The following is a 20319-nucleotide window of genomic DNA, read 5'->3' on the forward strand; positions in this document are numbered from 1 at the left end:
ACGGTAGACTGGCCGGGTAGGTGAAGACGGGACATGGCCGAAGCAGGGGTCGCCTACGAGCAGTTGCGCCAGCGCGCCTACCGGTTCATCCGGCAGCACGGGGGTGTTGTCCCTGAGGACGTGTTGATCCGGCACGTGTTCGGGTCGGCGGGGAACAAGCGGCTATGGGCGCCGCTGCTGCGCCAGGTGCTGAGCGACGATGAGCGGATCACCCTTCGACCCGACGGATGCTGGGCACTGCGCGACGACCGGCGAAACGGCCACCAGGTGCCGCTCCCGGTCGACTTCGTGGCGCTCGACGTGGAGACCACCGGCTTGCGCCCGGCTCGGCATCGGATGATCGAGTTCGGAGCCGTGCGCTACCGGGACGGCCGTCCGGTCGAACGCATGGCAGTCCTGCTCAACCCCGAGCGTCGCCTGCCGGCCTACATCGCCCAGCTTACCGGCATCCGCGAGGCGATGCTGGTCACCGCTCCGACGTTCAGACAGGTCGCTGACCAGATCCTGGCCTTCCTGGGCGAAGACCTGCTGATCGGCTACAACCTGGCCTTCGATCTGGACTTCCTGAACATGGAGCTGCGGCGGGTCGGCCGGGCGCCGGTGGTGAACGAATCGCTCGACGTGCTGCCGCTAGCTCGCCGGCTGGTTCCGGAGGTCGGCCGGCTGACGCTGGACGTGGTCTGCCGAGCGCTGGCGGTGCCGCAAACCCAGCGGCACCGGGCGCTCCCCGACGCCGAGGCGACCGCCCAGCTCTTCCTCGCGCTCGCCGAGCGGGCCCGGGCGAACGGCCTGCACGATCTCGACAGCCTGCGCCGGGCGTCGGCCGGCGTCGCGCCGGCTGTGGTCGAGGCGGTGGCCCGAGGGCGTGCGCTGCTCGATCGTGCCCACCTGGAGCGGATCCCGGAGCGTCCAGGCGTCTATCTCATGCGCGACGGACAGGCGCGTGTCCTGTACGTCGGCAAGGCCAAGAACCTGCGTCGCCGCGTGTCCTCGTACTACTCGCAGCCGCTCGGCTATACGCGCAAGATGGACGGGCTGCTCGAGTCGGTCGCCGAGATCGAGGCCATCGAGACCGGCTCCGAACTGGAGGCGCTGCTCCTCGAGTCGCAATTCATCCGCCGGTACCAGCCGCCGTACAACTCGCAGCAGCGCAACCACGAGAGCTATCCCTACATCAAGGTCGAGCTCGCCAATCCCTGGCCACGGGTGATCCTCACCCGGCAGCGCGCCGATGACGGGGCCTGCTACCTGGGGCCGTTCCGCAGCACCGCCGCCGCCCGTGCCGCGGTCGAGCTGATCCATGAGGTGTATCCGCTGCGCACGTGCAGCCGATCCTTTCGCACGGCGAAGAGCTACGGCTCGCCGTGCCTGCAGCTTGCGCTCGGGCGGTGCCTGGGGCCCTGCGTGGGCCGTGCCGACCGCGAAGAGTACCGGCGCATGGTCCGGGAATTGCTGGCCTTCCTGCGTGGTGAGCGAGACGACGTCATCGACGCGCTCCACCGCCAGTTGACGGCGGCGGCTGAGCGCCTCGACTTCGAGCGAGCAGCCCGGCTGCGCGACCTGATCCGCCGGGCGCAGGGCCTGATCCTGGCCCAGCAACTAGTCGACGAGACGGTCGGCCGCGCGCCGGTGGTAGTCGTGACGCCCTCCCCGGAGGAGGGTGCCCGCGAGTTCCTCCTCATCGTCCATGGCCGGCTCTGGGCCCAGGTTCGGGCCCCGGCAGGGGAGCGCGACGACGCAGTCGCCGCTCGGCTGCGGGCCGCGTGGGAGCGGGCACAGGCTGCGGGTTCGTGGCCGGTCGATCAGGAAAGCCTGGATCAAGTCCATATCATCGGGCGCTGGCTGCGGCAGCACGCCGGGCACCCGAGCGTCATCGAGCTACCTGGGCAGCCCGATTGGCTCGAGGTGGTGCGGCACGGGAGGTCGCTCCCGGAGACAACGTTGCTGGCCGGCCAGCTCGACGAGGAAGATGCACCGCCTGATCGAGAGGGGACAGGCGTGCCGATCGTTCTGGGAGGGGACACGGCTACTGGTGAGTGACCGCTGTTCGGGCATCCGGTTCGGTACCGACGGCTGGCGTGGCATCATCGCCGATGATTGCACCGTGGAGACGATTCGCTGTGTGGGGCGTGCCTATGCGGAGTTCCTCTACGAGCAGGGATTGGATCGGCGCCCGCGCGTCGTCTTAGGCTTCGACCGTCGCTTTGCGTCCGATCTCTTCGCCGAGGCACTGGCGGACGAGCTCTCGCTCGCGGGGGTCGACGTGCTGATGTGCCGGCAGCCGGTACCGACGCCGGTGGTCAGCTTCGTGATCACCCAGTTCGGGGCCGATGGCGGTCTGGTTGTGACCGCTTCGCACAATCCAGCGCGCTACAACGGCGTCAAGATCAAGACAGCGGCGGGCACCTCGGCACCTCCGGAGCTGTACCGGGCGCTGGAAGAGCGGATCGCCCGGAGCCAGCCAGGGCCACGGGCGCCGTCCCGAGGGAATATCACCGACGTGCGGCCCCTCGATGCCTACCTGGAGCGCCTGGAGCGCGTCGCGCCGGTGGAGGCCATTCGGGCGGCGGGCTTCACCGTCATCGCCGACCCGCTCTACGGGACGACGGCTGGCCTGCTGCCGCAGCTCTTGAACGGCGATCTGACCAAGTGTGTCGAGATCAATGCCGCGCACAACCCGCTGTTCCCGGGGATCAGCGGTCCGGAGCCCGTGGAGCAGAACCTCGGCAAGCTCCAGCGCGCGGTCGTCGACGGGCGGGCCACCCTGGGCCTGGCGTTCGATGGCGACGGCGACCGGCTGGGCGTGATCGATGAGCGTGGTGCCTACGTCAGCGCGCAGCACGTGTTCGCGCTCGTCGCGTTTTATCTCCTCGATCTGCGCGGACTGCGAGGGCCGATGGTGCGCTCGGTGAATGGGTCGGCGATGCTGGATCGGCTGGCGCAGCACTACGGCGTCACAGTCATCGAGACTCCGAACGGCTTTCCCTATCTGGCGAAGGCGATGCAGGAGCACCGGGCCATCATCGCCGGCGAGGAGAGCGGGGGGATCGCGGTGGCACTCCACCTGCCGGAGCGCGATGGTCTGCTCTGCGGGTTGTTGCTGCTCGACCTGCTGCGACAGCGTCGCGGGCCGCTCTCGCAGGTGCTCGATGAGCTAGAAGAGATCGTCGGCACTTGGGCCTACCGTCGCCTCGATCTGCCGCTCCCGCCCGCGCGGCGCGATGCCGTCCGAAGCCGGCTCCAGAGCGCGGCCAAGCCGGCCAGGCTCGCGGGGCTAGCAGTAGTGGACGAGTCGCGGCTCGATGGGTTAAAGCTCTATCTGGAGAACGGGGCCTGGGTGCTGATCCGGCCGTCAGGGACCGAGCCGCTGCTGCGCGTGTACGTGGAAGCCCCCGAGCCTGAGCTGGTCGGCCAGCTTCTGGCTGAGGCGCGCCAGTGGCTGGAACAGTAGCAGGGGGAGCGAAGTCCGATCCTTTGGGAGTCGTCGAGGCGGCGAGCGCCTCTGCGTGGAGGATGGAGTCGAGTAGATGAGTAGCGAACGAGAGCGGTCTCCGGAGGAGATTCTCGAAGACGTGGCGGCGCGGGTGCGCGTCTGCACCAGGTGCGAGCTCCACCGGAGCCGGACTCATGCTGTGCCAGGAGAGGGGAACCCTCGCGCGGAGGTGATGTTTATCGGCGAGGGGCCGGGGTGGCACGAAGATCGCCAGGGCCGGCCCTTCGTCGGCCCGGCCGGGCAGTTCCTCAACGAGATGCTGGACAAAATCGGGCTGAAGCGAGAGGACGTCTTCATCACGAACGTGGTCAAGTGCCGCCCACCGGGCAACCGTGATCCCCTGCCTGACGAGATCGCGGCCTGCGCGCCGTACTTGGACGAGCAGATCGAGGCGATCCAGCCACGGGTTATCGTGACGCTCGGGCGTCACTCGATGGCGCGCTGGTTCCCGACGGAGAAGATCTCGCGCATCCACGGGCAGCCCCGCCGGTTCGGGGAGTATGTCGTGGTGCCGATGTACCACCCGGCGGCAGCGTTACACCAGCCTGCCCTCAAGTCGATCGTTGAACAGGACATGGCCAAGCTGCCGGCGATCCTCGAGGAGGCGCGACGAAGCCAGCACGCACCGGGGGCCGAGGAGCCGAAGCCGGAGCAGATGCGGCTGTTCTAGCAGCCGGCTCCGAGAGCCGTTGCCAGCCCCGGCGCGAGCCAGGAACGTTGGGAGCTGTGCTATACTGTGTCCGGACACAGTGAACGTACAGGAAAGGTGATGCGGCACAGGGTGGCTCGCTCGGGGAAGGCGCGAAGACGGACGAAGGGGACGACCGCTCAGACCGGCCCGATGCCACTGACCGCGCCGTTCAAAGCGGCCGGCAAGATGCGTCGCTGGTTGTTGCCGATCGACGTCCCGCAGCGGGTGGCCCGCGAGGCGACAGCCCTGCTGGTGCTCACCGTGGCGCTGCTGATGACCGGGGCGCTTCTCGGGCTCGGCTCCTCCTACGGGGCGATCGGATGGGTAACCGACGGCTTGCGGCAACTGTTCGGTCGCGGCGCATTTCTGGTACCGCTGTGTGCGCTGTGGTTGACCGGCGAGCTGCTCCTCTCCCAGCATCCCGCGGCCAGCCGGCGGCGTGGCCTGGGTTTGGCGCTCTACGCTGCGGCGGTGCTTGCCTTCCTCGACCTGCGCGGCGCCGAGCGGATCAGCGAGGCGGGCGGGTACGTCGGCGCCGGTGTGAGCGGGATTCTGCAGCTCGTGGGGGGGCAGATCGGCGCCGGGCTGCTGGCGCTCGCGATCGGCTGTGCTGGGCTAGCCTTCGCCACCGGCGCCGAGTTGCTCGCGCTACCGGCCCGATGGCGGGCTCTCCAGTCCGCGCGCCAGGCGGCCCGTGCGGCGACTCGCCCGGCGCCGGCTGAGGCCGAGCGCCGGAGCCAGAAGCCGGACGGCCCGGCGACGGGCGAGGTCCGGGAGACCAAGGAGATCCAGCCGATCATTACGCTGCCACAGACCGGCGTCAAGGCGGAGAAGCCGGCCGGGCGCAGCGAGCGGCGGCGCAAGGCAGCAGGCGAAGAGCCGTCGGGAGGCGGCTCGCCTCAGCAGGTGACCGAGCCGTTGCCCGAGCCGGTCACGCCGGCCCCGCTACCTGACCTTACCAGGCTCAAGCTCTACCAGAGCGGCGCGCCGGACCCGGCCGAGTTGCACCGCAAGGCGGCGGTGATCCAGGAGACGCTGGCCAGCTTCAAGGTGGATGCGCGCGTGCGGGAGGTCTATCCCGGCCCAGCCGTCACGCTCTTCACGCTCGAGCCGGGGCCGGGCGTGAAGGTGCGGCGGATCACCGAGCTGCAGAACGACCTGGCGCTGGCGCTGGCGGCCAAGGCGATCCGGATCGAGGCGCCGGTGCCGGGCATGGCGCGTGTCGGTATCGAGGTGCCCAACGAGACGATCCACACCGTCGGGCTCCGCGAGACGATCGAGTCGGCTGCCTTCCAGCGCTCCCGCGCCAACCTGCCGCTGGCTCTGGGCCGCGACGTCAATGGCCAGTATGTCGTGGCCGATCTCACGAAGATGCCGCATCTGCTGATCGCCGGAGCCACCGGGTCGGGCAAGTCGGTCTGCATCAACGGCATCATCGCGACCTTCCTGCTCACGCGACGCCCCGAAGAGCTGCAGATGCTCTTGATCGATCCGAAGATGGTCGAGCTGGCCGGATTCGACGGTGTGCCGCACCTCAAGCGGCCGGTCGTGACCGACATGGGGCTGGTCGTCGGTGCGCTCCGCCGGGTCTTGCAAGAGATGGAGCGCCGGTACCAGCTCTTCTCCAAGCTCGGGGTACGCAACCTGGACGGCTACCGGCTGCGCCGGGAGGAAGACCCCTCGCTGGAGCCGCTTCCCTACCTGGTGGTGATCATCGACGAGCTGGCCGACCTGATGCTGACGACGCCCGACGAGGTGGAAACACTGCTGGTCAGGCTCGCCCAGATGGCCCGTGCGACGGGTATCCACCTGCTCATCGCCACCCAGCGTCCCTCGGTGGACGTGCTGACCGGTCTCATCAAGGCCAACGTGCCCGCGCGCATTGCGTTCGCGGTGACCTCGCAGACGGACAGCCGGGTGATCCTCGATATGCCCGGCGCGGAGCGCTTGCTCGGTCGGGGCGACATGCTCTTCCTGCCGCCGGATGCCGCTCGGCCACAGCGGATCCAGGGATCGTTCATCGACGACCGTGACCTCCAATATCTGGTCGAGCACTGGCGAACGGTGGCGCCCGACCCGCAGTATGACCCCGCCTGGCTCAATCTGGAGGATGCAGAGACCGACAATGGCCGGGAGGATCCGCTCCTAGAGCAGGCCCGCCAGCTCGTGCGCCAGCAAGGCACGGCATCGACCTCGATGCTGCAGCGTCGCCTGCGGATCGGCTACAACCGCGCTGCGCGCATCATGGAACAGCTCGAAGCGGAAGGGATCGTCGGTCCAGGCGACGGGCCACGCGGGCGGCTCGTCTACCTGGCCGAAGAAGACTGAGCGCGGAAATCTCTGAGATGTCAAGCGTTTGCTATACTCAGAGGTGCGGGCGCGTGGCGAAGCAGCTATCGAGGTGGGTGTGCGACCAAAAGTTACAGTCGAGCCGGTTGCCCGGCTAATCGATGAATTCGCCAAGCTCCCGGGCATTGGGCCGAAGACGGCATCGCGCCTGGCGTACTTCATCCTGCGGAGTCCTCGCGAGGAGGCGACGGCACTCGCGCACGCGATCCTCGAGGTGAAGGAGCGCGTCAGCCTCTGCTCAGTGTGCTTCAACATCACCGACGTCGATCCGTGCCTTATCTGCCAGGACGAGCAGCGAGACCGGCGGACGATCTGTGTCGTGGAGGATCCGCTGGATGTGCTGGCCCTGGAGCGTACCGGCGAGTACCACGGCCTGTATCACGTGCTGCACGGAGCGATCTCGCCGGTTGACGGCATCGGCCCCGACCGCCTGCGCATTCGGGAGCTCGTGGCTCGCGTGCAAGCCGAGCGGCCGGACGAGGTCATCCTGGCGATGAACCCGAACATCGAGGGAGACGCGACGGCGATGTACATCGCCAGGCAACTTCTCCCTCTGGGCGTAACCGTGACGCGCCCGGCGAGCGGGCTACCGGTCGGTGGGGATCTGGAGTATGCCGATGAGGTGACGCTCGGACGGGCCCTGGCCGGGCGGCGGGTTCTCTAGCGGGTTCACCGCGTGATCACCGAGGGGGAACGGCGATGCGTCCCTGGCGGTACCGTCGAGACCAAACATCGCCTGACCGGCCGGGCAGGGGCTCGCCGCGGCTGTATCCGCTCGCTCCGTGGCACACGCCTGGCCTGCGGTGCCTGGCTCGGGGAGTCGACATCCTCGGTTTGCCGCTCGAACTCGGCCCGCCGGTGCACCGGGCAGCCCTCATCGGCTTACTGGCCAGGCGCCAGTCGAGCCGCTTGTTCGCTTCGCGCGATCGCGAGCACGGCGCCAGCCTGATCCAGGTGGTCCACGAGCCTGGCCCGGATCACTGGCTGATCACGCGGTTCATCGTGGCCCCCGGTACGGCAGTTTCCGATCCGGTCACCTCGTGGCAGGCGATCCTGGAGGAGGCCGTTCGACTCGCCGGCAGCTATGGCATCAAGCGCCTGCACGCGTTGCTCCCTCCGGCAGGCCCGGTGAACGAGGCGTTCCAGCGGGCCGGGTTCCAGCCGTTCCGCCCGCTGACACTCATGCTCGCGGAGGGCCGGCCGCCGGGTCCCCCCGAGCGGGAGCGCGTGCGCGTGCAGTCGAGTCACGATGCCTGGTCGGTCATGCGACTGTACGAGCGGGTCACGCCGCGCCCTGTGCTCTACGCTGAGTCGCGCACGCGCGCCTCCTGGCAACCAGGCCGCCGGGCCGGCTGGCGAGTCAGCGGCTTCCTGGCGCGACATGACGAGCAGAGCATGGCGTATTGCCAGGTGAAGTCTCGCCACGCGCGTCATCTGCTCGACATCATGGCTGATCCGCAGGCGATGGGCCTGGTGCCCGGCCTGGTCGCCACGGCGCTAGAGCACGCCGGGGTGCGCGAGGGCGACCGTGTTTGGGCACTGGTACCCGACGATACCCCGGGGCTACGAGGACAGCTCGAGTCGCTCGGATTCCGGGCCGTGGAATCGCGGGTTTGGGCGGCTCGCTACACCGCCCAGCGGGTACGCGCCCGCGCGACGAAGAAGGCACGGGCGCTCCGCGATCTGCAAGAGGCTGTCGCCGCAGGCGTACCGGTCTACTCGCAGATGCGGCGAGAGGCGGGCCCGCTGGTCGAGGCGACGAAGGACTGATGGAGTAGTGCTGCATTGATTGCGAAGATGACGCAGACGCTGCCGAGAGAGGCACTCTTTGCTGCAGAGCAGACCATCACTGACAACCTGGAGGATCTGCTGGCCGTCCTGCCGCCCGACATCGTCGAGGCGCTGGAGGAGTTCAATCAGCCGGAGCACCGCAGCAAGCTGCTCGAGATCGTGCTCGACCTCGGGCGTCGGCCCGAAGCGCGCTTCGAAGACCGCGAGGTGTATCTGGCTGAGCGCGAGGTGAGCCGCGAGGATATCGCCTACGTCGCCGAGCGGATCGGCCGCTTCGGGGACGACAACCGGGCCGGGATCGAGCGAACGCTGCACCGGATCTCGGCGATCCGCAGCCGATCTGGCGATATCGTCGGGCTGACCTGTCGCATCGGGCGGGCCGTCTACGGCACGGTCGGGATCATCCGGGATCTGATCGAGTCTGGGGAGAGCATCTTGCTGCTCGGGCGCCCGGGTGTCGGAAAGACGACCATGCTGCGGGAAACGGCGCGGGTGCTGGCCGACGACCTGCGTAAGCGGGTGGTGATCGTCGATACCAGCAATGAGATCGCTGGGGATGGCGACATCCCGCACCCCGCGATCGGCCGGGCGCGCCGGATGCAGGTGCCGACCCCGACGCTACAGCATGCGGTGATGATCGAGGCAGTGGAGAACCACATGCCGGAGGTCATCGTTATCGACGAGATCGGTACGGAGCTGGAAGCCGCAGCCGCGCGCACGATCGCCGAGCGGGGCGTGCAGCTCATCGGAACCGCGCACGGTAACACGCTCGAGAACATCATGATGAACCCGACGCTCTCCGACCTCATCGGCGGCATCCAGTCCGTGACGCTGAGCGACGAGGAGGCCAGGCGCCGGGGGACGCAGAAGTCGATCCTCGAGCGCAAGGCGCCGCCCACGTTCGGCGTACTAGTCGAGATCCAGTCCCGGAACCGGGTCGCGGTGCATCGCGACGTGGCGGCGAGCGTCGACGCGATTCTCCGCGGGCTACCGCTCCGCGTCGAGATCCGCGAGCGCAACCCGGACGGCACGGTCTCGGTCCACTACGAGGAGCTCCAGGGGATGGAGCGACATAGCGATCGGCTTCTCCCGCCGGGGCCGCGACGGACGTACCAGCGTGGGACCGCGCCTGAGGAGTCACGGGCGGTGCGGCCGGTTCCGGTTCGCTCGCTCTCGCCGGCGGTCTCCGCTAGCGCTCCCGAGCCGAGTCGGAAGACGTTACGCGTCTTTCCCTTCGGCGTGAGCCGCAATCGCCTGGAGCAGGTGATCAGCCAGCTCATGGTGCCGGCTGTGCTGGTGCGGTCGCTCGGCGATGCAGACGCTGTGATCACCTTGAAGAACTACTATCGCAAGCGGCCGCAGATGCTGCGCGATGCGGAGAGCCGTGGTATCCCGGTCTACGTGCTGCGAAGCAACACGGCCGTGCAGATGGCGAATCTCTTCCGCTCGCTCTTTCCTGAGCGGTTCGTGGCCGAGGCCGAGACGCACGGGAATGGCGATGATCTCGATGGCGGGCTCGGCTCGGTACCTGAGGATCAGGTTGCTGCGGCGATGTACGAGGCCGAAGCGGCGATCCACGATGTGCTGGGCGGTGCCTCGCGAGTCGAGCTGCGGCCTCAGGTATCCTGGATCCGCCGCCTCCAGCACCAGCTCGCTGAACGCTACAATCTGGGGTCGCGCAGCCGTGGCCGGGAGCCATACCGGCGAGTCGAGATCTACCGCGAGGACTGAGGCCGTGAGCCTGTTCGTCACCTTCGAGGGACCCGAGGGGAGCGGCAAGACGACGCAGTGCCGCTGGCTCCATCAGCGCTTGCTCTCGCTCGGGTACGATGTGGTCCTCACGCGTGAACCTGGTGGTACGCCGCTCGGCGAGGCTGTGCGCGAGTGGCTCCTCGCCCTGGCGAATGATGGCATGGCTGCCGAGACCGAAGCGTTGCTGCACACCGCCGCTCGGGCCGAGCACGTCGCCAGCATTATCCGACCAGCGCTGGCCCGCGGTGCCATCGTGCTCTGCGATCGCTACGCCGACTCGACGCTCGCGTATCAGGGCGGCGGGCGGGGACTGGAGGAGAGCGCGCTGCGCTCGCTCCAGGTCTTCGCGACCCGGGGGCTGTGGCCGGATCTGACGATCCTGCTCGATGTGCCGGTCGAGGTGGGACTGGCCCGGCGGCGCGAGTCCGGCGAAGAGCTCACGCGCTTCGATCAGGAAGCGCTGGAGTTCCACGAGCGCGTCCGCGCGTGGTATCGCCGGGCCGCGGAGCGAGAGCCGGAGCGCTGGCGCGTGGTGGACGGTGTGGCACCAGCGGAGGAGGTTGCGCGGCAGGTCTGGGAAACGGTCGCTTCCCACCTGCCGCGGTTACAGCGTGTGCGATAGGGTGTAGACGAGATGAGATTAGTGATCGCCGTGGTGCAGGGCAAAGACGCGGAGAACCTGATGGCTGCATTGCGCTCGGCAGGCTACCGCGCGACCCAGATCAATAGTGCTGGTGGCTTCCTCCGCGAGCAGAACGTCACCGTGCTGATCGGCGTGGACGACACTCAGGTTCCCGATGTCCTGCGCATCATCAAGGCGAACTGCTATACCCGGACGCAGTATGTCAACCCGCTTTTGCCGATCGTCGAGTCCGGGGAGTTCTACGTGCCCAACCCGATCGAGGTCGAGGTCGGTGGCGCCAACGTCTTCGTCGTCCCGGTCGAGCGCTACGAGCGACTTCCCTGACTCGACGCGGATAGGCTGAGAGATTCGTAGGAGGACTACCCGTGGAAGCGATCCTCGCGCGCATTGTCCACATCACTATCGCCGTGGGCGGGGCGTACTTTCTCGCGCTCTGGTTTGCGCTGGTCGTGTGGACGTTCCGCGATATCCAGGAGCGTAGCCGCAGCGTGATCGCTCAGATCTTCTCCACGCTCGTGGTCGTGCTCTTCTCGGTTCCAGGGGTGCTGCTCTACCTGCTGCTCCGGCCCAAGGAGACGCTCGACGAGGCCTTCGAGCGCTCGCTGCAAGAGGAATACCTGCTCCAGGATATGGAGGGGTTGGCACTCTGTCCACAGTGCCAGCGGCTGGTAGGCGAGGATTTCCTCTTCTGCCCGTATTGCCGAACGCAACTGCGCCTGGCCTGCGCCGAGTGCGGGCGCGCGGTCGACGTCCGCTGGGCGATCTGCCCGTACTGCGGGACTGAACAGGAGGCGGCAGAGCCGCTCCCGGCCCCGTCTCAAGGCTGGGCACTGCCCGACTTGAGCCGGCTGGCGAAAAGCGTGCGCCGCAGCGCGGCTGCTGGAACACTGCCGGACGACGCCGCCGGCCCGGGGTTCGCCCCGACGCTTCCGGGCGTCCGGCCAGCGGCCATGCCCGGGCGAACGCTCGACGGAGTTCGTCCCGGCCAGGGCGAGCCAGCAGCCGCCGCTCCGTCCAGCTCGGACGATACGAGCGAGATCCCGCCAGTTCGCCGGCCGACGCCGTGACGGCGCTTGTGCGGGCAATGGCCAGGGATGGAGAGCATTCCCCTGGCTGGCTTCGGAATCCTTCCCCGCTCAGGGCAGTGACTGTTTACCGGCGCGTGCTGCGCGCTGGCGAGTCGTCACCGGCGGGACGCCCCCTGAGCTGGCGGGCGGCGCGCGGGGCGGGTTGGCCGGGCATCTGGCCGGATCTGGAAGTTGAACTTGCTGCGGAACGCTTCGTAGAAGTTCATCTCCGGCAGCAGCACGAGCCGGAATCGATGACTCCCACGTCGAACCTGGACGAGATCGCCCGCCCGCAGATCGAGGTGAGGCACGCCATCGATGATTAAGCGCGCCTCTCGCTCGCTGGCGACGACCTGCTCGATCAGCGCCTCCTCAGATACCACGAGCGTGGTGCGGATCGGCGAGTGCGGGCAGATCGGCGTCACAGCGAATCCCCTCACGCCGGCACTGAGCACTGGCCCCCCGGCGGCCATACAGTAGGCGGTGCTGCCCTGGGGCGTCGCGACGATCATGCCGTCGCCCGGGTAGGTGTTCACGAATTGCCCATCGATGTACAGCTCGACATCGATCATCTGAAAGCCCGCCCGGATCACCACGTCGTTGATGGCCCAGCCGTCCGCGAGTTGCTGAGCGCCGCGCCAGACGCTGGCGGCCAGCGTCGGGCTCTCCTGCACCCGGTAGTCGCCGTCGACCAGGCGTTGCAGGGCGGGCTGCCACTCTTCTCGTTCAATCATCGCCAGGAAGCCCACGCGGCCAACGTTGATCCCTAGGATCGGCACATCGGGGTAGGCGTGTGCCATGCGCATGATCAAGCCATCGCCACCGATGGTCACGAGCACCGATGCGGCCGACGGATCCCGCTGCAGCGTGCTCTCGTCCAGCGCGGCCGCTCCTCGCTCGGAGAGCCAGCCGGCGATCTGCTCGGCCAGCTCGGCGGCCTCGGGTTTGCCGTGCGCGGCGATGATGCCGATCGACATGCTCATCTCCTCACCGCCAACGCGACCGCTGGGTGGGCGTCTGTCAGAGTGTCATCCCGGCCGGTACACTTGCAGTAGACGCGCCCGCGAGTCGCCCCACGCCACCGGTTGCGCGCCGGATGGCCGCTAGAATGGTACCCGAGAGCACCCCAGCGCGGGCGCCGCTCGCCGGATCGGTCGATAGCGAAAAGGGGCACACATGCACTGGATCGACGAGACAGGTCTCATCGCTGTCATCCGCCTCGACGACCTCGGCCCGGCCGTCGAGCTCGCCGAGGCGCTGCTGGAGGGCGGCGTTCGGGTCATGGAGTTCACCTACACGAACCGCGAGGCTGGCAAAGCCATCGAGCGTGTCCGGCAGGAACTCGGCACTCACTGCCACGTCGGCGCCGGCACCGTGCTGGACGCTGAGACCGCTCGCCAGGCCATGCTCGCCGGGGCGGAGTTCATCGTCACGCCGACGCTGCGTCTAGAGACGATCGAAATCTGCCGGCGCTACGGGGTGACCAGCCTCATCGGCGCGTTCACGCCGACCGAGATCCTGACTGCCTGGGAGCACGGAGCCGACTACATCAAGGTGAACCCGGCCAGCCTGGCCGGTCCGGCCTACTTCAAAGACGTGCTGGCTCCCCTGCCTCAGGTCAAGCTGATCCCCTCGGGCGGGGTCACGCTCGAGACCGGGCCGGAGTTCATCCGGGCAGGCGCGGTGGCACTGGCAGTCGGCGGTAACCTGATCGACAAGCATGCGGTCCAGCGTCGCGACTGGGCCGCGATCACCGCGCGGGCGCGCGCCTTCGTCGACATGGTCGCGGCCGCGCGAGGAGCGCTGCGGGCGTGACGTCGGTCGACTCAGCCGGTCCAGTACGGAGCGATGCGCTGGCCTCTAACCAGGAGAGCCGCATCCGGCTGTACCGCGTGGAGGCGGTCGTCTTGCGCCGGTGGGATCTCGGTGAAGCTGACCGCATCCTCAACCTGTACACGCGGCAACGCGGCAAGCTGAGGGCCGTCGCCAAAGGCGTTCGGCGTCCGACCAGCCGGCTGGCCGGCCATCTAGAGCTGTTCGCGCACAGCAACGTGTTGATCGCGCGCGGCCGGGATCTCGAGATCGTGAGCCAGGCCGAACTGATCGAGCCCTTCCGAGACCTGCGGCGGGACGAGCGGAGGATCGGCCTGGCCGGGTACGTTGCCGACTTGCTCGATGCCCTCACCAGCGAGGACGATCCCCAGCCGCTCGTCTTCGAGCTCCTGACCGAGACGCTTCGCGGCATCGCGAGCCAGCCGGATCCCTTCTTCGTCGTCCGGCGCTACGAGCTGCGCCTGCTCGGCGCGCTGGGATACCAGCCGGAGCTGTATCGCTGCGTGGTCTGTGGGCGGCCACTGGAGCCAGTGACGAACGCGTTCGCTCCGCAGCTCGGCGGGGTCGCCTGCCCGCCGTGCGCGGCGCGCGACCCGGCGGCCGTACCGCTGCCCGTTGGCGCGGTAAAGGCACTGCGCCTCCTCGCAGGCGAGCGCTGGGCGACGGTGCTGGAGCGCCGGACGGGGCCAGAGCTGCGGAGCGCGGTCGAGTCGGCGCTCTACGCCTACACCCGGCACATCCTGGGCCGTGAGCTGGCATCTCGCGCAGTGCTCGACCAGCTCCAACTGGCTGGCTCTTGGAGCGCCGGGTCGCCTTCACCAAGGTAGGTCTCGTCGATGAAGGCAGGAATTGCCCAGAATGAGGCGGCGCGGCGGCTAGCGTCGCTGTGCGCCGGGGCAGGAGTGCAGCCGCGCGTGGCGGTGATCGCCGGCTCGGGACTCGGTGCCCTGGCGGAGCGGGTCGAGGTGGCCCGGCGCGAGGAGATGGACCGCGTCCTCGGGGTCGCCGCTCCGCCGGTGGGCGGACACGCGCGTGAGCTCCTGCTCGGCTCCTGGGCTGGGGTGCCCGTCCTGCTCTTCCTCGGGCGCTATCACCTCTACCAGGGGCTCTCCGCCGCCGAGGTGGCGACGCCAGTAGCGGCGCTGGCTGGGAGCACCGTGCGCGCGCTGGTGGTGACCAACGCCGCAGGCGGCATCGACGAGCGCCTGCAGCCAGGCGACCTGATGCTGATCGCCGATCACCTGTTCCTGCCCGGCCTGGCCGGCCAGAGCCCGTTGATCCGCCCGTCTTCGCAGGCCGGGATCGAATTCGTCCCCATGCGGGATGCCTACGACCCGGAGTTGCGGGCGCTGGCCCGGCAGGTCGCCAGCGAGCTCGGCCTGCCGATGCGCGAGGGCGTCTACGCGATGGTCGCCGGCCCGTCCTACGAGACCTCAGCCGAGCTGCGGATGCTGCGCCTGCTCGGCGCCCAGGCGGTGGGGATGTCGACCGCGCCGGAAGTGGTGATGGCCCGGGCCCTGGGGATCAGGGTGCTGGGCATCTCGGTCATCACCAACCGCGCGGTGCCGGAGGAGACCAAGGCCCCCTCGCACGAAGAAGTCCTGGAGGCCGGGAGGCGCGCCGGCCCGCTCCTGGCCCGCCTGATCGAGCAGCTCCTGCCGGGCCTGGTCGAGAGCACTACTGCCCGTGATACGCTTCGTTGAGGCGAACGGTCTCGCGGCGGCCACGGTGACCGTAATGGCCGCCAGCCTGGTGCCGTAGACCTGGGGGAGGCGGCCCCGATGCGTGACCACTCGGCCGTGCGACGGAGATCATGGGCACGACCACTCGGGGTGGCCATCGCCCTGCTGGCCATTCTGCTGGCCGCCGGCGTGCTCGGCCGGAGCGGACTCATCGAGCGCGGTTCGAGCCAGGCTCTCGACACGACCGGCACGCCGGTGATCTCCCAGGCGGCCGGGCGAACGCTGGTGCTCGAAGGGATGGGCTTCACCTGATCCTCGTGCGCGGCCACGGTCGCGGCCCAGATCCGCACGCTGCCCGGCGTGACCGGTTGCGACGCCGACTTCGGACGCGACCGGCTGCTCGTGCGCTACGATCCGGCGGTCGTCAGCCGCGACCAGCTCCTCGAGGCGGTCGCGGAGCTGGGCTACCGGCCACGCGTCGTGCGGGAGCCCTAGCTTGACGCTTCCCGCCAGGCGCGCAGGCTCCCGCGCAGTAGCTCGCTGGCCGAGCGCAGCGTCGTTTCCCCGCCCTCGCCCTCCGCGTAGACCGAGACCAGGCCAACGGCCCGCACCTTGCCCGTCTCTACGACGGCCTTGATCGCCGCGAGCGTCTGGTCGAGGCCCGGCCCGTCCGGCTCGCGGGTGCGGTGAGTCGGCACCAGCGTCGCGTCGAGCACGTCGGCATCCACGTGCAGATAGATGAGGTCGGTCTTCGCGGCCAGCCGGCGCGCGGCCGCGGCGACCTGATCGCGCTCGATCGGCACGACGGTGATGCCCGTCCAGCGGATGAGCCGCTCTTCGTCCGGATCCAGGTTGCGGACGTCGACCATGACGATGCGGTCGGTCGGGAGCGGGACGAGCTGTTGCGACCCCTCGCGCCACTCGGGATAGCAGAGCCCAGCGCTCACTGCCACCGGCATGCCGCCGAGCATCCCGCTGAGCGTCGTCTGTGGGGTGTTGAAGTCGCCGTGGGCGTCGAACCACACGAGCCCGATGCGGGCCGCCGGGCCGAAGGCCTGCTGCAGCCCGCCGAGCACCCCGGGGAGGCAGGTGCAGTTGCCTCCCGTGACCAGCACCGGCAGCCCCGCGCGGGCTCCAGCGGCCACGGCGTCGGCGATTCGGCCACCCTGCAGCGCGAGGAACGCGATCGGGTCATCTGGCACCTCCGCTGGCGGCACGTGTACCGTTCGGATCTCGGGCCGGTCTGCCCCGGCGTCCTCCAGAACGACTTGGCGCAGGCGCTCGACCTCCGGGCTGGGGTGGTCTACCTGGCCGCGCTGGGCGATCTCCACGACATGCAGGCGCATCTCAGGCTCTCCCGGCGAGCTCGCGGAGCCGCCTGACCGCCGCGTCGACATCTGGCAGCTCGCGTGGCTGAGGCACACGGTCTCGATATGCGATGGTGCCGTCACGGTCGACGATGATGATCGCGCGATCGGGCACGTCGCGGTAGCCGGCCAGCTCGTCGAGCTTGACGTCGTAGGCGGCGGTGACCTCCCGGCTCCAGTCGCTCAGCAGCGGGTAGGTGATCCCCCGCTCTCGCGCCCAGGCAGCCAGGGCGAAGTGGCTATCGGCGCTGATCCCGAAGACCTCGGCGCCGAGCTCGTGGATCTCGTCCAACCTGGCACCCAACTGGGCCAGCTCGTCGCCTCAGCCGCCGGTAAAGGCGAAGTGCACGAAGGCGAGCACGGCGACGCGACGCTTCAACACCTCGCTGAGCGTCACCCGCTCGCCGGTGGTGCTCGGCAGCGTGAAGTCGGGCGCTCGCTGTCCGACGTCGGCCGGCATTGAACCCTCCTCATCGCGTCTAGCAGGCCACTCTCCTGGCGCGGTAGTATGGCGGGCCCGGCCAGGATCGGCAAGCGGGGCCGGGCCGGCAGTGATCTTCGAGCGGGAATGCGCGCGGCCACTCGCCTGTTATCGGAGCCGGGATGGTAGCATACGGCGTGTCGAGCGGCGGTTGCCCAGGGAGAGCCAGGGAACGAGGAGGGGACGTGCAGCTCTATAACTCGATGACCGGGAAGGTCGAGCCCTTCGCTCCGGCCGACGGCAAGACCGTGCGGATGTACGTCTGCGGCGTGACCCCGTACGACACGACGCACATGGGTCACGCCATGACCTACCTGACCTTCGACGTCATCAACCGCTTCTGCCAGTACCTCGGCTGGCGCGTCAAGTACGTGCAGAACGTCACCGACATCGACGACGATATCCTGCGCAAGGCCCGTGAAGTCGGCGAGCCCTGGGATCGCCTCGGCGACCGGTACATCCGCCAGTTCCAGGAAGACCTCAACGGGTTGAACGTCCTCTTCCCCTCGGTCTACCCGCGGGCGACCGAAGAGATCCCGGTGATCATCGAGATGGTGCAGACGCTGCTGGATCAGGGCCTGGCCTACGTCCGCGATGGCAACGTCTACTTCCGGGTGGCGAGCGATCCCGACTACGGCCAGCTCTGTCGCTGTAGCCGCGAAGAGATGATCGAGCTCTCGGCCGAGCGGGGCGCCGATCCGACCGATCCACGGAAGGAGGACCCGCTCGATTTCATCCTGTGGCAGGCGGCGCAGCCGGGCGAGCCGACCTGGGACAGCCCCTGGGGGCCTGGCCGGCCGGGCTGGCACATCGAGTGCAGCGCGATGTCGGTCAAGTACCTGGGTCCCCAGCTCGATATCCACGGCGGGGGGTACGACCTGATCTATCCCCACCACGAGAGCGAGATCGCCCAGTCGGAGGGCGTCACCGGGCACCGGCCGTTCGCTCGCTTCTGGGTCCACGTGGGCATGGTGGAGTACCAGGGGGCCAAGATGAGCAAGTCGCTGGGCAACCTGGTTCTCGTACGCGACGTCCTGCGGCGACAGAGCGGCGACGCCATCCGGCTGTACCTCCTAAGCCACCACTACCGCACGCCCTTCGAGTACGAGGATGACGGCCCAGCGCGTTTCGAGCCGCTCGTCGAGCAGCTCCGGCGGGCTGTCGACCACCCCGGCGGCTCGGGACAGCCGCTCGATCTCTCCCCGCTGGTCGAGCGCTTCGTGCGGGCGATCGGCGACGATCTCGACACGCCTGGCGCGATCCAGGTGCTGAGGGAGATGGCCGAGACCACCATCCAGGCGGGCGAGGCCGGGCGCGACCTGACCGCCGCGCGCGAGTCGATCCGGGAAGCCGGTTCCATCCTCGGGCTGATGGTCACGCGCTGACGCGGACTCCTGGCTCGCGCGCAAGCTCTGCCCGCTGGACGCTCGACGCGGCGCCGGAGCCCGGCGCTCGATCACCAGTGCCGGCTACCCGGCTTGCAGCGACCGGCCTGCTTCAGCGGCCGCGCAGACCGAGCCCGCGGCTTCGAGCCCCGTGTCGGGCGGCACGCGTAACCTCGGCCATCGAGCGGGCCTGGCCTCGCTCCCTGGGCTCGCTCCCGCTGCTCGCGCTCCTGGGCGCTGGCGAGCGGCATCCCTACTACCCAAAATCCGGAATGTCGCCTATAATGCGCTCGACAGTGAGTGTGGTAGTAGGCAAGCCGGAGGGCACGCGGCATGGCAGGAACACGGATCACCCGAGTCCACGCCAGGGAGATTCTCGATTCGCGCGGCAATCCGACGGTCGAAGTGGAGATCAGCCTCGAATGCGGCGTGGTCGGGCGAGCCGCGGTGCCCTCCGGCGCCTCGACGGGCGCGCACGAAGCCCTGGAGCTGCGGGACGGTGAGGGGCGGTACGGCGGCAAGGGCGTCCGGCGCGCGGTACAGAACGTCAACACGGTCATCGCCGAGGCGATCACCGGTCTGGACGCGCGCGAGCAGCGGCAGGTCGACCTGGCCATGCTCTCGCTCGATGGTACGCCCAACAAGAGCCGGCTGGGAGCCAACGCGATGCTCGGCGTCTCGCTGGCGACCGCCCGCGCGGCTGCGGCGGCGGTCGGCCTGCCGCTCTATCAATACCTCGGTGGCCCACATGCCCACGTCCTGCCCGTCCCGATGATGAACATCCTCAACGGTGGCAAGCACGCCGAAGGCTCCAGCGTCGACATGCAGGAGTTCATGGTCGTGCCGATCGGCGCGCCGAGCTTCAGCGAGGCCCTGCGCTGGGGAGTGGAGATCTACCACGCCCTGCGCCAGGTGCTGGCCGAGATGGGCCAGCTCGGCGGCGTGGGCGACGAGGGCGGCTACGCGCCGCACCTGCGCAGCAACGAGCAGGCGGTAGAGGTGGTGCTGCGCGCGGTCGAGCGCGCGCGGTTTCGGCCGGGCCAGGACGTGGTGCTGGCGCTCGACCCGGCGGCGACCGAGCTGTACGAGAGCGGCCAGTACCGGCTGCGCGGCGAGGGGCGCACGCTCTCGGCCGGCGAGCTGATCGATCTGTGGGTGAACCTGACCTCGCGCTACCCGATCGTCTCGATCGAGGACGGGCTGGCGGAGGACGACTGGGATCACTGGGCCGAGCTCACGGCCCGGCTGGGGGACAGGGTACAGCTCGTCGGCGACGACCTGTTCGTCACGAACAAGGCCCGGCTGCGCCACGGCATCGACTTCGGGGTAGCGAATGCCATCCTGGTCAAGCCGAACCAGATCGGCACGCTGACCGAGACGATGGAGACGATCGACCTGGCGCGCCGCAACGGGTACGCGACAGTGATCTCTCACCGCAGCGGCGAGACGGCGGACAGCTTCATCGCCGACCTGGCGGTGGCGGTGAACGCCGGGCAGATCAAGACCGGCGCGCCAGCGCGGATGGACCGGGTAGAGAAGTACAACCAGCTCCTGCGGATCGAGGAGGAGCTGGGCGCGGCCGCGCACTACGCCGGCTGGCGCGGCTTCCCGGCGCGGATGCGCCCCCGCCGCTGACCCGGCGCGAGCGCCCGCCGAACTTCGAGAGGTTCGAGGGAGGGGGAAGGTTCGCCGCGCGCCGGTGAGCGCGGGGGCTAGGTTCCTCTCCCGCCCGGCACTGGTGAGCCGGTTTCAGCCGGCGCGGCGGCCTGAGCGCGGATGAGCGGC

19 protein-coding genes and 1 pseudogene are annotated in these 20319 nt (G+C 69.0%); 17 read left to right on the top strand and 3 right to left on the bottom strand.

Going from position 1 to position 20319, the window contains the following annotated elements; translation table 11 throughout:
- The first annotated feature begins 33 nt into the window (after positions 1 to 33).
- The 10 genes from NET02_RS04745 (at position 34) to NET02_RS04790 (ending at position 11786) form a co-directional block, all read left to right on the top strand.
- The gene (locus tag NET02_RS04745; protein WP_284056226.1) at positions 34 to 2040 is read left to right on the top strand and encodes an exonuclease domain-containing protein; all 2007 of its coding nucleotides are present in this window, start codon (positions 34 to 36) and stop codon (positions 2038 to 2040) included.
- Entirely contained in the window at positions 2033 to 3451 is a 1419-nt protein-coding gene (locus NET02_RS04750; protein ID WP_284056227.1) for a phosphohexomutase domain-containing protein, read from the top strand. Before NET02_RS04745 ends, NET02_RS04750 begins: the two co-directional genes overlap by 8 nt.
- Before the next feature lie 76 nt (positions 3452 to 3527).
- Positions 3528 to 4163: a uracil-DNA glycosylase family protein gene (locus NET02_RS04755; RefSeq protein WP_284056228.1), complete on the top strand. Its 636-nt coding sequence runs from the start codon at positions 3528 to 3530 to the stop codon at positions 4161 to 4163.
- 99 nt (positions 4164 to 4262) lie between these two features.
- A complete protein-coding gene (locus tag NET02_RS04760) occupies positions 4263 to 6512 on the top strand; it encodes an FtsK/SpoIIIE family DNA translocase (protein WP_284056229.1) in 2250 nt (749 codons plus the stop codon).
- 79 nt (positions 6513 to 6591) lie between these two features.
- On the top strand, positions 6592 to 7197 hold the full coding sequence (gene recR / locus NET02_RS04765; protein WP_347711000.1) for a recombination mediator RecR: 606 nt from the start codon (positions 6592 to 6594) through the stop codon (positions 7195 to 7197).
- 35 nt (positions 7198 to 7232) lie between these two features.
- Positions 7233 to 8303, top strand: a complete 1071-nt coding sequence (locus NET02_RS04770; protein ID WP_284056231.1) for a hypothetical protein — start codon at positions 7233 to 7235, stop codon at positions 8301 to 8303.
- A 27-nt stretch (positions 8304 to 8330) separates the two neighbouring features.
- On the top strand, positions 8331 to 10055 hold the full coding sequence (locus NET02_RS04775) for a R3H domain-containing nucleic acid-binding protein (protein ID WP_284056232.1): 1725 nt from the start codon (positions 8331 to 8333) through the stop codon (positions 10053 to 10055).
- 4 nt (positions 10056 to 10059) lie between these two features.
- On the top strand, positions 10060 to 10698 hold the full coding sequence (tmk, locus tag NET02_RS04780; RefSeq protein ID WP_284056233.1) for a dTMP kinase: 639 nt from the start codon (positions 10060 to 10062) through the stop codon (positions 10696 to 10698).
- 12 nt (positions 10699 to 10710) lie between these two features.
- Complete coding sequence (locus tag NET02_RS04785; RefSeq protein WP_284056234.1) at positions 10711 to 11043, top strand: cyclic-di-AMP receptor; 333 nt, start codon at positions 10711 to 10713, stop codon at positions 11041 to 11043.
- Positions 11044 to 11084: 41 nt separating this feature from the next.
- Positions 11085 to 11786 (top strand): zinc ribbon domain-containing protein, encoded by a 702-nt coding sequence (locus NET02_RS04790; RefSeq protein ID WP_284056235.1) that lies wholly within the window; start codon positions 11085 to 11087, stop codon positions 11784 to 11786.
- Positions 11787 to 11902: 116 nt separating this feature from the next.
- On the opposite strand, the gene NET02_RS04795 is transcribed toward NET02_RS04790, so the two are convergent.
- Complete coding sequence (locus tag NET02_RS04795) at positions 11903 to 12763, bottom strand: NAD(+)/NADH kinase (RefSeq protein WP_284056236.1); 861 nt, start codon at positions 12761 to 12763, stop codon at positions 11903 to 11905.
- Positions 12764 to 12962: 199 nt separating this feature from the next.
- Here NET02_RS04795 and NET02_RS04800 point away from each other — a divergent pair, with 199 nt between their 5' ends.
- The 5 genes and pseudogenes from NET02_RS04800 to NET02_RS04820 form a co-directional block, all read left to right on the top strand.
- Entirely contained in the window at positions 12963 to 13601 is a 639-nt protein-coding gene (locus NET02_RS04800) for a bifunctional 4-hydroxy-2-oxoglutarate aldolase/2-dehydro-3-deoxy-phosphogluconate aldolase (RefSeq protein WP_284056237.1), read from the top strand.
- Positions 13598 to 14446, top strand: a complete 849-nt coding sequence (gene recO, locus NET02_RS04805) for a DNA repair protein RecO (protein ID WP_284056238.1) — start codon at positions 13598 to 13600, stop codon at positions 14444 to 14446. Before NET02_RS04800 ends, recO begins: the two co-directional genes overlap by 4 nt.
- 9 nt (positions 14447 to 14455) lie before the next feature.
- Entirely contained in the window at positions 14456 to 15322 is an 867-nt protein-coding gene (locus NET02_RS04810; protein ID WP_284056239.1) for a purine-nucleoside phosphorylase, read from the top strand.
- A 78-nt stretch (positions 15323 to 15400) separates the two neighbouring features.
- The gene (locus NET02_RS04815) at positions 15401 to 15613 is read left to right on the top strand and encodes a hypothetical protein (RefSeq protein WP_284056240.1); all 213 of its coding nucleotides are present in this window, start codon (positions 15401 to 15403) and stop codon (positions 15611 to 15613) included.
- A gap of 15 nt (positions 15614 to 15628) precedes the next feature.
- A pseudogene (locus NET02_RS04820) lies at positions 15629 to 15796 on the top strand (heavy-metal-associated domain-containing protein); the annotation flags it as partial.
- On the opposite strand, the gene NET02_RS04825 reads toward NET02_RS04820, so the two are convergent.
- The gene (locus NET02_RS04825) at positions 15793 to 16647 is read right to left on the bottom strand and encodes an arginase family protein (RefSeq protein WP_284056241.1); all 855 of its coding nucleotides are present in this window, start codon (positions 16645 to 16647) and stop codon (positions 15793 to 15795) included. The pseudogene NET02_RS04820 and the gene NET02_RS04825 sit on opposite strands and share 4 nt — an antisense overlap.
- Before the next feature lies 1 nt (position 16648).
- A complete protein-coding gene (locus tag NET02_RS04830) occupies positions 16649 to 17128 on the bottom strand; it encodes a redoxin domain-containing protein (protein ID WP_284056242.1) in 480 nt (159 codons plus the stop codon).
- A gap of 206 nt (positions 17129 to 17334) precedes the next feature.
- On the opposite strand from NET02_RS04830, the gene cysS reads away from it, so the two are divergent.
- Entirely contained in the window at positions 17335 to 18534 is a 1200-nt protein-coding gene (cysS, locus tag NET02_RS04835; protein WP_284056243.1) for a cysteine--tRNA ligase, read from the top strand.
- 333 nt (positions 18535 to 18867) lie between these two features.
- The gene (eno, locus tag NET02_RS04840; protein ID WP_284056244.1) at positions 18868 to 20169 is read left to right on the top strand and encodes a phosphopyruvate hydratase; all 1302 of its coding nucleotides are present in this window, start codon (positions 18868 to 18870) and stop codon (positions 20167 to 20169) included.
- Positions 20170 to 20319: the final 150 nt, after the last annotated feature.

Origin of the sequence: Thermalbibacter longus (genome assembly GCF_023806485.1) — a bacterium.
In the GTDB taxonomy this organism is placed as follows: Bacteria; Chloroflexota; Chloroflexia; order Thermomicrobiales; family Thermomicrobiaceae; genus Thermalbibacter; species Thermalbibacter longus.

Bases quoted from the DNA above. Each gene is read 5' to 3' on its own strand.
- NET02_RS04745 (WP_284056226.1), top strand. From the start codon at position 34: ATGGCCGAAGCAGGGGTCGCCTACGAGCAGTTGCGCCAGCGCGCCTAC.
- NET02_RS04755 (WP_284056228.1), top strand. From the start codon at position 3,528: ATGAGTAGCGAACGAGAGCGGTCTCCGGAGGAGATTCTCGAAGACGTG.
- NET02_RS04760 (WP_284056229.1), top strand. From the start codon at position 4,263: ATGCGGCACAGGGTGGCTCGCTCGGGGAAGGCGCGAAGACGGACGAAG.
- NET02_RS04770 (WP_284056231.1), top strand. From the start codon at position 7,233: ATGCGTCCCTGGCGGTACCGTCGAGACCAAACATCGCCTGACCGGCCG.
- NET02_RS04775 (WP_284056232.1), top strand. From the start codon at position 8,331: ATGACGCAGACGCTGCCGAGAGAGGCACTCTTTGCTGCAGAGCAGACC.
- NET02_RS04785 (WP_284056234.1), top strand. From the start codon at position 10,711: ATGAGATTAGTGATCGCCGTGGTGCAGGGCAAAGACGCGGAGAACCTG.
- NET02_RS04795 (WP_284056236.1), bottom strand. From the start codon at position 12,763: ATGTCGATCGGCATCATCGCCGCGCACGGCAAACCCGAGGCCGCCGAG.
- NET02_RS04800 (WP_284056237.1), top strand. From the start codon at position 12,963: ATGCACTGGATCGACGAGACAGGTCTCATCGCTGTCATCCGCCTCGAC.
- NET02_RS04810 (WP_284056239.1), top strand. From the start codon at position 14,456: ATGAAGGCAGGAATTGCCCAGAATGAGGCGGCGCGGCGGCTAGCGTCG.
- NET02_RS04815 (WP_284056240.1), top strand. From the start codon at position 15,401: ATGCGTGACCACTCGGCCGTGCGACGGAGATCATGGGCACGACCACTC.
- NET02_RS04825 (WP_284056241.1), bottom strand. From the start codon at position 16,647: ATGCGCCTGCATGTCGTGGAGATCGCCCAGCGCGGCCAGGTAGACCAC.
- eno (WP_284056244.1), top strand. From the start codon at position 18,868: ATGGCAGGAACACGGATCACCCGAGTCCACGCCAGGGAGATTCTCGAT.